The 12,905-nt window shown below is 25.4% G+C and carries 12 protein-coding genes; all 12 read left to right on the top strand.

What is annotated here, in order from left to right; all coding sequences use genetic code 11:
• Positions 1 to 196: 196 nt before the first annotated feature.
• Positions 197 to 1,192 carry a GIY-YIG nuclease family protein gene (locus NWE74_RS06280; protein WP_258242371.1) on the top strand — a complete coding sequence of 332 codons (996 nt, stop codon included), beginning with the start codon at positions 197 to 199 and terminating at the stop codon, positions 1,190 to 1,192.
• Between the two features lie 91 nt (positions 1,193 to 1,283).
• Positions 1,284 to 1,583, top strand: coding sequence for a DUF3892 domain-containing protein (locus NWE74_RS06275; RefSeq protein ID WP_258242370.1), 300 nt, complete (start codon positions 1,284 to 1,286; stop codon positions 1,581 to 1,583).
• 528 nt (positions 1,584 to 2,111) lie between these two features.
• Positions 2,112 to 3,065 (top strand): protein kinase domain-containing protein, encoded by a 954-nt coding sequence (locus NWE74_RS06270; protein ID WP_258242369.1) that lies wholly within the window; start codon positions 2,112 to 2,114, stop codon positions 3,063 to 3,065.
• Positions 3,066 to 3,273: 208 nt separating this feature from the next.
• Positions 3,274 to 5,127, top strand: a complete 1,854-nt coding sequence (locus NWE74_RS06265) for a GGDEF domain-containing protein (protein ID WP_258242368.1) — start codon at positions 3,274 to 3,276, stop codon at positions 5,125 to 5,127.
• A 32-nt stretch (positions 5,128 to 5,159) separates the two neighbouring features.
• The gene (locus tag NWE74_RS06260; RefSeq protein WP_258242367.1) at positions 5,160 to 7,001 is read left to right on the top strand and encodes a GGDEF domain-containing protein; all 1,842 of its coding nucleotides are present in this window, start codon (positions 5,160 to 5,162) and stop codon (positions 6,999 to 7,001) included.
• 277 nt (positions 7,002 to 7,278) lie between these two features.
• Positions 7,279 to 8,187, top strand: coding sequence for a ribokinase (gene rbsK, locus NWE74_RS06255; protein ID WP_258242366.1), 909 nt, complete (start codon positions 7,279 to 7,281; stop codon positions 8,185 to 8,187).
• Between the two features lie 4 nt (positions 8,188 to 8,191).
• The gene (gene rbsA / locus NWE74_RS06250) at positions 8,192 to 9,685 is read left to right on the top strand and encodes a ribose ABC transporter ATP-binding protein RbsA (RefSeq protein ID WP_258242365.1); all 1,494 of its coding nucleotides are present in this window, start codon (positions 8,192 to 8,194) and stop codon (positions 9,683 to 9,685) included.
• Between the two features lie 2 nt (positions 9,686 to 9,687).
• Entirely contained in the window at positions 9,688 to 10,662 is a 975-nt protein-coding gene (gene rbsC, locus NWE74_RS06245; protein ID WP_258242364.1) for a ribose ABC transporter permease, read from the top strand.
• Between the two features lie 12 nt (positions 10,663 to 10,674).
• The gene (gene rbsB / locus NWE74_RS06240; RefSeq protein WP_258242363.1) at positions 10,675 to 11,568 is read left to right on the top strand and encodes a ribose ABC transporter substrate-binding protein RbsB; all 894 of its coding nucleotides are present in this window, start codon (positions 10,675 to 10,677) and stop codon (positions 11,566 to 11,568) included.
• Positions 11,569 to 11,708: 140 nt separating this feature from the next.
• Positions 11,709 to 12,026 carry a hypothetical protein gene (locus NWE74_RS06235; protein WP_258242362.1) on the top strand — a complete coding sequence of 106 codons (318 nt, stop codon included), beginning with the start codon at positions 11,709 to 11,711 and terminating at the stop codon, positions 12,024 to 12,026.
• Between the two features lie 96 nt (positions 12,027 to 12,122).
• Positions 12,123 to 12,737, top strand: coding sequence for an N-acetylmuramoyl-L-alanine amidase family protein (locus NWE74_RS06230; RefSeq protein WP_258244426.1), 615 nt, complete (start codon positions 12,123 to 12,125; stop codon positions 12,735 to 12,737).
• Positions 12,727 to 12,888 carry an SH3 domain-containing protein gene (locus tag NWE74_RS06225; RefSeq protein WP_309137274.1) on the top strand — a complete coding sequence of 54 codons (162 nt, stop codon included), beginning with the start codon at positions 12,727 to 12,729 and terminating at the stop codon, positions 12,886 to 12,888. The genes NWE74_RS06230 and NWE74_RS06225 overlap by 11 nt, the downstream gene beginning before the upstream one ends.
• The last annotated feature ends 17 nt before the right edge of the window (positions 12,889 to 12,905 follow it).

The raw sequence follows: 12,905 nt of genomic DNA, 5'->3' as shown, positions 1-12,905 counted from the left end.
TAAAATCATTCAACAGTAAATGCTTATAAATTTTAGGAAAAATAATAGAAAAATGACAAAAAAAATATTTTAAAAGGCTACAATAATATAAAAAGTTATAATTAAGTCTATAAATATTTTGTATTTTGGAGAATTAAGTATATAATTAAAGCTAAAAATATTAAAAAATAAATCTAATAAATAATAAGGTGCAAAAATGAATTTAAAAGAAAAGATAAATACTTTCCCTAGAACTCCTGGTGTGTATATTATGAAAGATAAAAATGGAGAGCCTATATATATAGGTAAATCTAAAAAATTACAAAATAGAATAAAAAGTTACTTTATTAATTCGAAATCACACTCTAGGAAAACTCAAAGAATGGTAAAAGGTATATATGATATCGAAATAATAAATACTGATACAGAATTAGATGCATTGCTGTTAGAATGTAAAATGATAAAAGAAATAAAACCAATGTATAATAAGTTAATGAAAAATCATGAAAATTATTTATACTTAAAAATAAATAATTCTATAAAATATCCATACTTAGAGGTGGTAAATGAGGTAAATGACAATAATTTATACTTTGGACCATATGCCATAGGAAATAAGCTATACGATATTAAAAATATAATAAATGAATCGTATAAATTGCGCGGATGTAAAAGAATGAATAAATGTATTAAATACGATTTAAGTCAATGTTTAGGTCCATGTAGAAATGCAATAGAGGAATATGATTATCAAAAAAAAATAAATGAAATTATAAATGATTTAAAAGGTAATTCTAAAAATATTTTAATAAGCTTAGAAAATTCTATGCAAAGTGAGATTAATTTATTAAATTTTGAAAATGCATCCAGATTAAAGCAAAATATAGATATGATAAATACTTTATTTAATAAACAAAATATAATAAATGAGACTATATATAAAGAAAATACATTAGCTTGGATGAAAGTAAATTCTGAAGATTATAAGGTTTATTTTATAAGAAATGGTAAATTAGTAGACTGTGAAGTGATACAGATTAAGCAATTTGAAAAAATAAACAAAAAAGAATATTTTTTTAATAAACTTAATTTATTTAATGAAAAAACAATTATGAACAAAGATATAATAAATCAAAAGTATGATTTAGATTTTATCATTATAATAAATTCTTATATAAAGCATAGTAATGAAGTAATGTATATTTTACTTTAATATAATATATTAATACAAAAATAATTAAAATGTAAATAAATAAATTCTAGAAGGTAAAACTAATATCAATAAATCGATAGGAGGTATTAGTGTGGACTTGAAAAATGACGGGATGATAGGGAATTTACCTAAAAACATAAATAAAGAAATTCCAACTCCAAATATAGATGCATGTAGAATATGCAAATTAGTAAAAGATTCAGGTGATGTAATCGGGTATCAATTGACAAATGGGAAAATAGTAAGTAAAGAAGATGCAATTATAATGGCAGAATCTAGTAAAATTGAAGGTGTAGCAGTAGCAACAAATAAAGGAAATGAATATTTAAGAAGTTTACCAGATGAAACGGAAAATAATAACTTAAGTAATTTACCTATTATAACTCAATAAATGAGATAAAATTTATAATAAATGGAAGTGAATAAATATTAATAATAAAGAAGAATTTGAAATACTTAAAAATATATTAGAAAAGAAACAGATAAACTATAATGAGTTTAATCAACTTATAGGCAATTATTTTGTAAAAGATTATGAAGAACTAGATGATAATTATTATTTAATAGAAATAATGAGTAATTTAGTACCAGGTAAGGATTATTACACTGATTATATAGAAATTATAAAATAAATTTATATTTTTACTTAATAGAGTTAGATTTAATAATCTAAAGTAACTAGATTAAAAACCGTACATATATAATGTATGGTTTTTTTATTTTTATAAAGGTAGAAGTTGATAAGTAGTACTCAGACTAATAGAAAATTATTACAAAAATTGATATAATTATATTGAATATGATATAGATAGGATTAAATAGAAATATATAATTTATAATATTAAAACATTTTAGGTATTAATATGTAAATATTTTATTTTTTATAAAAATTTTAATTGAAAGAAAGGGGGAGAATAAAGTGAATTTTGTAGGCAATAGGTATGAATTATTAAACGTTGAAGATCATATAGAATTAAATAAAATGTATGAAGCTAGAGATGCATATACAAATGACAAAGTATTGATAAAGATAATAGAACATAATGGAAATATATGTGATAATTTCATATCAAATTTAATTGATGAAAGTACGATGTTACAACAAATTAATTCACCTTACATATTAAATATTATAGACGTAGGAATTCATTGTACAGAATTAACAACACTTTATTATATGGTAAGTGAGTACTCAGATGGAATTATTCTAGAAAAGGTTATAAGAGGAAATTATCTTCATCTCGAGGCTATAGTTAATATAGCAACACAAGTTGTCAAAGCCTTAGAAAGTATAAATGAACAAGGTATGTATCATGGTGATTTAAATCCATCTAATATATTAGTTGATGAATTTTATAATGTAAAAGTATGTAATTTTGGATTGACTAAAGCTAATAATGGGATAAACCCAAGGGCTTGTGGACAAATAAAGTATTTATCTCCTCATCAATTATGTATAGATTATACCGATTCAGAAAGTGATCTTTTTGCATTAGGACTTATGCTTTTTGAATCTATTTTTAAAAAGCTTCCTTTTGAAGAGTGTGAAAATGACGAAGAAATGTTACGTAAGATAGATAAAGGTGTTAATTGGAGAAAGTATAAGGCCATAAATGGAAATCATGAACTTATAAATATTATCAAAAGACTTTTAAGTAGAAGTAAAAAATATGAAAATACTAAAGATATAATAATTGATTTAAGCTTGGTAATGTATGAAAAAGCTGATATAGAAGATGAAATAATAGAAGATAAAATAAGTTTAGAAAATATGTCAATAGCAGTTACAAATATGGCGTATAAAAGAAATAGACTTATGATAGCTTGCGCTATGCTAGGATTAATAATTACAATGATAATTAGTATGATATAAAAAATGTCTCAAAGAAACTTGAGACATTTTTTTTATTAAAATTTAAAATGTGTAAAAGAAAAGGAATTTAGTATACTAAAGTATAATTTTATATATAACGTAAGTACTTTATAGATTTAAAAGTTGTTTAAGTTTTTAAGCAACTTTTTTATTTAAAGATAAAATACTCAACTTTTTTATTGAGGGTATTTAAAGTAGGTGATATTTTATGAATTATGAAATTATTGAAACATATATAGATGATTTAAGGCAAAAAGATGAATATAATATTACATTAAGTTATATTAAAGAAATTCAAAATAAAGTAAATATATTTATTGAAAATTTAAATGAAAGAAATTTTTATGATTATTCAAAAAGTTATTTCTTGTTGTTTTTGACAAATCAGTACAAACAAAATAAAAAACAAATCATAAATAATTTGAAAAAAGCAATAAAGTTTTTAGAAAAAAGTCATACTGAAGATGAAATTTACGAAGCTATTTTATATGGGTATCTATCAAATTATTATATAAAATATGAAAGCAAGATGGAAAGTGACAAGATGTTTAAAATAGCTCGAGAAAAATTAATAAAACAACAAAACAAGGAAGAATTAATACAGTTTTATATAAGACATATTAATATTTTAATGATAAGTAGATATGATATAAGTAAAATTAATTTACTTATAGAAGAACTTCATTTACTTATAAAAAGTAATGCAAGTAAAAATGTAGCTAAGTACTACTTAGATTTAGGAGTGATATATTTAAATGCATTACAAAATACAATAGTTGCAATATTTTACTTATCACATGCATTTGATTTGGCCCAAAAAACATGTCAAATTGAATTAGAAATAAAAGCACGTATATTTTTAGCAGCTAGTTATTATTCTCTAGGAAATGAATTAGAGTCTATTAAGTATATAGAAGTTATATTAAAAAATGAAAAATATCAAAATATAAATCCAGTATATAAAGCGATAATTACAAATAATTTAATAACGTATTTTATAAAAAATGAAGATTTAAAAAGTGCGAAAAACTATTTAATAAAATTTGATGACAATATAAATAGTGTTAATAAAGATCTTAATGAGCAAGTAAAAATGATAGGATATATTTGCAAAGCTAAGTATTATAGTATGTCAAATGAAAATATAGATAAAGGTGTTAAGTATATAAATAAAAGTAAAAGCTTATATGAAAAAAATAAATATAAATCATTATTTCAAGACATCGATATATTAATTGATAAAATAGAAGGAAACTTATACTATAAAGTAGGAAAATATGATTTAGCATGCAACCTACATAAAAGAGGATTTAACAAAAGTATAAAAAGAAGTAAAAACAGATCAGTTATAGAATTTCATAAACTACTATCGAAAGACTATGAAAAATTACAAGATTATCAAAAATCTATAAGGCATTTAAAGCTATATATGGAATTGAAAGAAGACTGGCTAGTACAACAAAGTCAAAAATACACAGAAATCTTATTAAAAGAAAATGATATATTAAATAAAAAGAATAAGATTTCACAGCTAACAGAGCTAAAAAATGAATTAATAGATAAAAGAAATACAGATATGCTTAGCGGTTTATTAAATAGAAGATTTCTAAATGAATACCTAGAATGTGAAGATGCTAAATTAGGCATAGAAACTTCGAATTTGTATGCATTTATGATAGATATAGATTTTTTTAAAAAATATAATGATAAGTATGGTCATATAAAAGGTGATGAAGTAATAGATAAAATTGGAAAAATAATCAAAAATATTTGTGTAAAAGATGATAACATAGCTATAAGGTATGGAGGGGAAGAATTTTTAATACTATTAAGAAACATAGATTATGAAGATAGTATTAAAGCTGCTAAATTATTGTTACAGCAAGTTAATGAATTAAATATAAAACATGAGGATTCTCCTTTTAATACAACGGTGAGTATAAGTATAGGAATAGCATCTAATAATTACTGTAATGATTATTATAATCTTATAGATAATGCAGATAAGGCATTGTATATATCTAAAAGTGAAGGAGGAAATCAATATAGATATTTTAATTAATAGATAAGCCTTGATTTATTAAGGGGGAAGAAATGGATTTTAATATAGAAAAAGTTATATATGAAATAGAATTAAGAAGAACCTGTTTATCAAATATAGATAATTTAACTCAATTTATAGAAAAAATTGAAGAGAAGAAATTAAAAGACAATTTAAATATTTTAAAGTTTTATTATATAAAAGCAATAGAGCAAGAATTAAAATCTAACTTAGATGGAAGTATTGAATATATAAATAAATCTTTAGATATATCTAATAAAATAAATAATAACTTATGGGAAGGGAAATGTTATTGTAAACTAGCATGTATTTATTTAAATAAAGGAGAATACAAAATCTCTAGGCGCTACTTTATTAAAGGAGCAAAACTTTTAGAAAAAGAAGATAAAAAAGAGCTAACCTTAGCGTATATTCAGAGGTTAATTGTATTAAGATGGAAACAATGCCATAAGCAGAATTTAAAAAAATACATAGAAAAAATTAGATTTCTAATGAAATTTTGTAATGATAAGGAATGTGGATACTATTACCTCTCTATTGGAACAACACTTGCATATTTTTTGCAAGATGAAATTAAAGCTATGAAGTACTTTATTAAAGGTATGAGGATTGGTGAAAAGTACGATATATTAGAAATTACAGGATTAGTTTTATATTATTTTGCGAGTATTTACTTAGAATGTATGCATAATCCAAATGAAGCTATAAGAAGTTTAGAAGAATTAGTCTATAGTTCAAAATATGATAATCTTAATAAGGAATTGAAATGTTCTTCTATAGTTGCATTAATAGAATCATATCTTGAAATGGATAAATTACATCAAGCGTATTATTGTATAGAGGCTATAGATCAGTATATTAAGAATATAGATAATGAATTAGATGAAAGTACAAATATAATGCTAATATATCTAAAATCTAAGTGTTTTTGTAAAAGTAATAAAAATTTGAATAAGGGTATTAGTCTTGCGTTAGAGGCTTTAGAGAAATATGAAACATTTAAGTATAGTTTTAAATACACACATTTTGATTGCAATATAAATATACTAATAGGCGATTTTTATTTTAAATTAGGAGTATATGATAATAGTATAAAATATTATAAAAGGTCTCTAGATCATAGTTCCAAATGGGGAAAATTCTATGAAAAAAAGGCATATTCTTGCTTAGGCAAAGTATATGAAATAAAAGAAGATTATAAAAATTCTTTGAAATGCTATAGAATATGTGAATCTATATTTGACTATATTCAAAAGAAGCAAAGTTTTATAAAGTACGAAAAAATGCAAAAAGAATTTGAAAAAATCTATAATGAAGAAAAAATAAAAAATTTAAACATATATAATAAATCAATAAAGGAGGAGTCCTATAAAGATCCTTTGACAAAAGTTTTTAATAGAACATATTTAGATGAGTATATATCAGAAATTTGCAATACTGAAAGTATGTTTGCAATAATGATAGATATAGATTATTTTAAAACTTATAATGATAATTATGGACATTTAAAAGGTGATGAAGTACTTATAAATGTAGCACAAATAATAAAAAGTAGCTGTAATGAATTAACAGATATAGTAATAAGATATGGCGGAGAAGAATTTTTAGTATTGTCATGTAATGAAGAAAAGGATTATTTTGAAAATCTACCTCTAAAAATAAAAAATAATATAAATAGCTTAAATATATTACATGAGTATTCTTTAATTAGTGATATAATTACAGCCAGTATTGGTGTAGCAAATATAAATTTATACAATAGTTGTGACTGTATAAATTTAATAAAAAAAGCAGATAAAGCTTTATATATAGCTAAAGAACAAGGGAGAAATAGAATAATTCAATATGATAATAAAAAGACTCTTAACATATAGTAATCACTATGTGTTAAGAGTTTTTTAGTATGTACAAATAAAATATAAATGATTAAGTATTGAACTAATAAACATTAAATGTTATAAAAATAACATAAAAGATATCCTTTTAATTATAAATATATAAAAAAATATGTTTTATTGAATTAATGTGTTGCACTAAATAATTTAATGTGATATTCTATAAAAAGTAAAATTAATAATAAAATAAAAATAGATAAATAGATTTAAATAAATTGAAGATTTTAGACATTATACATTATATAGGAGGAAAGCTATGAAAAAAATATGTGTTATAGGTAGTTTAAACATGGACTTAGTAGTTAAGGTAGATGATATGCCTAAGGCCGGGCAAACATTAATAGGAAGTAATTTTAAAGAGGTACCTGGTGGAAAAGGTGCAAATCAAGCAGTTGCAATGGCAAGGCTAGAAGGACATGTATCTATGATAGGTAAAGTTGGAGATGATGGATTTGGACAAACTTTAATAAATGCACTTGAAAATGATAAAGTATGTACAGATTACATAAAAGTCGAATCATGCCCAACAGGAGTAGCACTTATAACAGTAGATAAGAATGCTGAAAACTGTATAGTAGTAGCTCCAGGAGCAAACTTTAAATTAACACCAAATGATATAGATGAAAATATAGAAGCAATAAAAAATAGTGATATAGTAGTTGTTCAATTAGAAACGCCACTTGATACTATAAAGTATGCACTAAAAAAAGCAAAAGAACTTGGAAAATATACAATATTAAACCCAGCGCCAGCAGTAGTTTTAGAAGATGAGTTAATAGAAAATGTTGATTTATTAACACCAAATGAAACAGAGCTTGAAATAATAAGTGGTATAGAGATAAATTGTGAAGATGATATACAATTAGCTGCTAAAAAAATGATACAAAAAGGTGTAAAAGAACTTATAGTAACATTAGGTTCAAAAGGAAGCTTATATATAAATAAAGAAAAAAGTGTGTTTAAAAAAGCATACAAAGTAGAAGCAATAGATACAACAGCAGCAGGAGATAGTTATACAGGAGCATTATCAGTAGCATTTGCAAATAATAAAAATATAGAAGAAGCTATGGACTTTGCATCAAAAGTAGGAGCACTTTCAGTAATGAAAGAAGGAGCACAAAGTTCATTACCTACATTAAGAGATGTAGAAAACTTCAGGGGGTAGTTAAATGAAAGTACCTATTTTAAAAATGACAAATATAGTTAAAGAGTTCCCAGGAGTAAAAGCTTTAGATGGTGTAAACATAGAACTATATGAAGGAACTGTAATGGCTCTTATGGGAGAAAATGGAGCTGGTAAATCTACACTTATGAAAATATTAAGTGGTGTTTATAAAAAAGATGGTGGAAAAATCTTTTATAAAGGAATAGAAGAAGATATAACAGGACCAAAAGATGCTACTGAAAAAGGTATAGCAATAATACATCAAGAACTTAACTTATTACCTGATTTAAGTATTGGTGAAAATATATTTTTAGGTAGAGAACCAAAACAAGGATTTAGAATAGATTTTACTAAACTTCATGAAGAATCGGACAAATTATTAAAGAAGTTAAATGTAAATACAAGTTCAAAAGAATTAGTTAAAAGTTTAAGTATAGGTCAACAACAAATGATAGAAATAGCAAAAGCTCTATCATTAGATGCGAAAATAATAATAATGGATGAGCCAACAGATGCTTTAACGGACAAAGAAACGGAAAGCTTATTTAAAGTAATAAATGAATTAAAAGAAGAAGGTAAGTCTATAGTTTATATATCACATAGACTAAAAGAAATATTTGAAATATGTGACTCTATAACTGTACTTAGAGATGGGAAATATGTTGGGAAAGAAAAAATAGAAAATTTAGATGAAGATAAAATGATAGAAATGATGGTAGGTAGAAAGCTTACAGACCAATTCCCAAGATTAGATGTAAAAATGGGAGAAAATATTTTAAAAGTAGAAAATCTAAATAATGAATATGTAAAAGATATAAACTTTGAGGTAAAAGCTGGAGAGATTTTAGGTATATCAGGGCTTATGGGATCAGGAAGAACGGAACTTGCTAAAACAATATATGGACATATAAGAAAAACTAGTGGAAGTATAATTGTAAAAGGAAAAAAAGTAGAAGCAAAAAGCTGTAAAGATGGATTAAAGCATAGAATTGCATACGTTAGTGAAGATAGAAAAGGTGATGGACTAATACTTGATTTATCAGTAAAGGAAAATATGACAATATCATCACTAGATAGAATATCGTCTTTATTTAAAATAAATAAAAAACAAGAAGATGAAAGAGTTAAAAGTTATATAGAAAGAATAAGAATAAAAACTCCAAGTCAAGATCAATTAATAAGAAACTTAAGTGGTGGAAATCAACAAAAAATAGCAATAGCAAAAGCACTTATGACACACCCTGACGTACTTATACTTGATGAACCTACAAGAGGAGTAGATGTTGGAGCTAAAAAAGAAATATATGACTTAATAAATGAATTTAAATCACAAGGAAAAGCAGTAATAATGATATCTTCAGAAATGCCAGAAATATTAGGTTTAAGTGATAGAATTTTAGTTTTAAGCCATGGAATGATAACAGGTGAATTTGATATAAAAGATGCAACACAAGAGGCTATATTAAAATGTGCAGTAGAAACTAAGGAGGCAATATAATTATGCAATCAAACTGTATACAAGATACAAAAATCAGAAATCTAGACATAAAGGAATTATTAGTAAAATATAAAAGTTTAGTAGGACTAGTATTATTAGTAGCAGTAGTATCAATACTAAGCCCATCATTTTTAAGTAGTAAGAATATATTTAATATATTAAGACAAACATCAATAAATGCAATAATAGCAGCTGGTATGACATTTGTAATATTAACAGGTGGAATAGACCTTTCAGTAGGTTCAATACTTGCAATAAGTGGTGCAGTATGTGCAAGTTTATTAGCATCAGGACAAAGTATAGCAATTGGAGTTTTAGCTTCTATTATAATAGGAGCAGGCGTAGGTTTCTTAAATGGATTTATAATATCTAAAGGAAAGCTACAACCATTTATAGCAACGCTTGCTACAATGACAGTTTTAAGAGGCTTAACATTAGTATTTACAGATGGAAAGCCAATAACACTTGGAAGCTCTGATCTTGCAATAGACTTTGGAAAAATAGGTGGAGGCGAAATATTATCTATACCAACACCTGCAATAATAATGATATTAGTATTTACTGTATGTGCATATATACTAAAAAATACTAAGATGGGAAGATACACATATGCATTAGGATCAAATGAAGAAGCAACAAAGCTATCAGGACTTAGCACTGATAAAATAAAAATATGGGTATACACAATAAGTGGAGTACTATCTGCTATAGCAGGTATAATAATAACTTCAAGATTATACTCAGCACAACCTACAGCAGGAACAGGATATGAACTAGATGCAATAGCAGCAGTTGTACTTGGAGGAACTAGCTTAACTGGTGGTAAGGGTAAGATAGGTGGAACAATAATAGGTGCATTAATAATAGGTGTATTAAGTAATGCTCTTAATATATTAGACGTATCATCATATTATCAAATGATGGTAAAAGGTGTGGTTATATTAATAGCTGTACTGCTTGACAGAAAAAGTAACTAGGAGGAAATAAAAATGAAAAAATTTCTTTCTATTATAATAACAATAATATTATCATCATCATTACTTGTAGGATGTACTCCTAAAGATAATGATGCAAAAAAAATAGGACTTATAGTATCAACACTAAACAATCCATTTTTCGTAGATTTAAAAACAGGAGTTGAAAACAAAGCAAAAGAATTAGGATATGAAGTAGTAGTACTTGATTCTCAAAATGACCCAGCAAAAGAAGTATCAAATATGGAAGATATAAGTGTTAAAAATGTAGATATAGTACTTTTAAATCCAGTTGATTCAGATTCAGCAATAGCATCAGTAATGATAGCAAATAACAATGATTTACCAGTAATAACAGTAGATAGAGCTGCAAATGGCGGAAAAGTTTTATCACACGTTGCATCAGATAATATAGCAGGTGGTAAAATGGCAGCAGACTTTTTAATGGATAAGTTAAACAGAAAAGGAAATATAGTAGAACTTGAAGGGATAGCAGGTTCTTCAGCTACTAGAGATAGAGGAGCTGGATTTGAAGAGGGTATTAAAAAAAGTGAATTTAACTTAGTAGCAAAGCAAAGTGCAGACTTTGATAGAACTAAGGGACTTTCAGTAATGGAAAATATAATACAATCAAAAGATAATATAGATGCAGTGTTTGCTCAAAATGATGAAATGGCTTTAGGGGCTCAAAAAGCATTAGAAGCTGCAAATATGAAAAATGTATTAGTTGTTGGATTTGATGCGACAGAAGATGCTGTTGAATCAGTTAAAAAAGGAAAAATGGCAGCGACTGTAGCACAACAACCAATATTAATAGGTGAAACAGCTGTAGACGCAGTTCACAATGTATTAATTGGAAAAGATATAGATAATTATATACCAGTAGAATTAAAGTTAATAACTAAGTAAATTTTAAGCATTTGATAAAAAGGTATCCATACATTTGGATACTTTTTTTATGTAAATTTAATTAAAATTAGATTTACATAAATTTACATAAATTTACATAAAGGTCAAAATTAAAATAAAAATATGAGGGAGGAAATCAATTGAAAAAAATAGTCAACAAAAGAGCTACACAAGTAGCGGCTTTAAGTATTTTATCCTCATTACCTATCTTATCTAAAGTAGATATAGTAAATGTTAATAACAATATAGAATTAGAATTTGAATCTATAGCGGATAAATATGACGCAAATGATATAATAGTCGAAAATGGTGTATCTATTAAAAAAGGTGAAAATCTAGATTTATCTCAATATTCTGGCTGGGAAATGTCAAATAATGAAACTGTAGATATAGATGAAAATGGAATCGTATATCCTATAAAAGAAGGAACTGTATTTTTAAGCAATAAACATAGATAATAAAATACATATATTAGAGATTTATGTATCTGGTGACAAGACAATAATGTATGCTAATCAAAGATCAAATTCTGTAAATAGAGATTTTTACAAAGTATTTATAGACCCAGGTCACATGGGGGAAGTGATAATGAAGCCAGTGCATTTGGGAAATTTGAAGATGAATTAAGTCTACAAATAGCTAAAAGTGTAGAGTTGAAATTAAAACAAAAAGGTATTCAAGTAAAAATGAGTAGAACTTCTGATGTATTTATACCTTTAGGTGAGAGAGCTCATATGGCAAATTCTTATGGAGCAGATGCTTTTATTTCTATACATCTAAATTCTTCAAGTAACGAATCGGCAAATGGGATTGAAACATATCATCATACACAAAAAACAAGCCATAGACCTTATTCTACGGGGATACATAATAATGCAATAAAGTCCACTCAGGGAAGAGACAGGGGAGTTAAGTCAGCCAACTTTGTAGTTTTAAGAGAAACTAATATGGTATTTTCTTTATTTGAAACAGGATTTATATCAAATGCTCAAGAAAATAATAAATTATCAGATCCGGTATATCAAGATAAGTTAGCAGTATCAATAGCTAATGGGATAGAAAGTTACTTAAAGGAAAATGTAAAGCTAAAACCAGGCAGTCAAATACCAGAAGAAAAGCCTCCTATAAATAGTAATGTAAAGTATGGTGTAAACAGCATTGAATCTTAATGTAAGAAATGGATATGGTACTAGTTATTCAGTTATAGGCTCATTATCAAAAGGAAGCAAAGTTGAGATAGTAGAATCTAAAGATGGATGGTATAAAATTAAGTATGGAAACGGATATGTATATGTATCAGGAGAATATATAAAGGGATAAATAAAAGGCTACTTAGA

It is taken from the genome of Romboutsia lituseburensis (assembly GCF_024723825.1).
Taxonomy (GTDB): domain Bacteria; phylum Bacillota; class Clostridia; order Peptostreptococcales; family Peptostreptococcaceae; genus Romboutsia_F; species Romboutsia_F lituseburensis_A.
This window is presented reverse-complemented; position numbering and strand designations above follow the sequence as displayed.

Excerpts from the sequence above, each read along its gene's own strand:
- rbsB (WP_258242363.1), top strand. The coding sequence starts at position 10,675 with ATGAAAAAATTTCTTTCTATTATAATAACAATAATATTATCATCATCA.
- rbsC (WP_258242364.1), top strand. The coding sequence starts at position 9,688 with ATGCAATCAAACTGTATACAAGATACAAAAATCAGAAATCTAGACATA.
- rbsK (WP_258242366.1), top strand. The coding sequence starts at position 7,279 with ATGAAAAAAATATGTGTTATAGGTAGTTTAAACATGGACTTAGTAGTT.
- rbsA (WP_258242365.1), top strand. The coding sequence starts at position 8,192 with ATGAAAGTACCTATTTTAAAAATGACAAATATAGTTAAAGAGTTCCCA.
- NWE74_RS06265 (WP_258242368.1), top strand. The coding sequence starts at position 3,274 with ATGAATTATGAAATTATTGAAACATATATAGATGATTTAAGGCAAAAA.
- NWE74_RS06260 (WP_258242367.1), top strand. The coding sequence starts at position 5,160 with ATGGATTTTAATATAGAAAAAGTTATATATGAAATAGAATTAAGAAGA.
- NWE74_RS06280 (WP_258242371.1), top strand. The coding sequence starts at position 197 with ATGAATTTAAAAGAAAAGATAAATACTTTCCCTAGAACTCCTGGTGTG.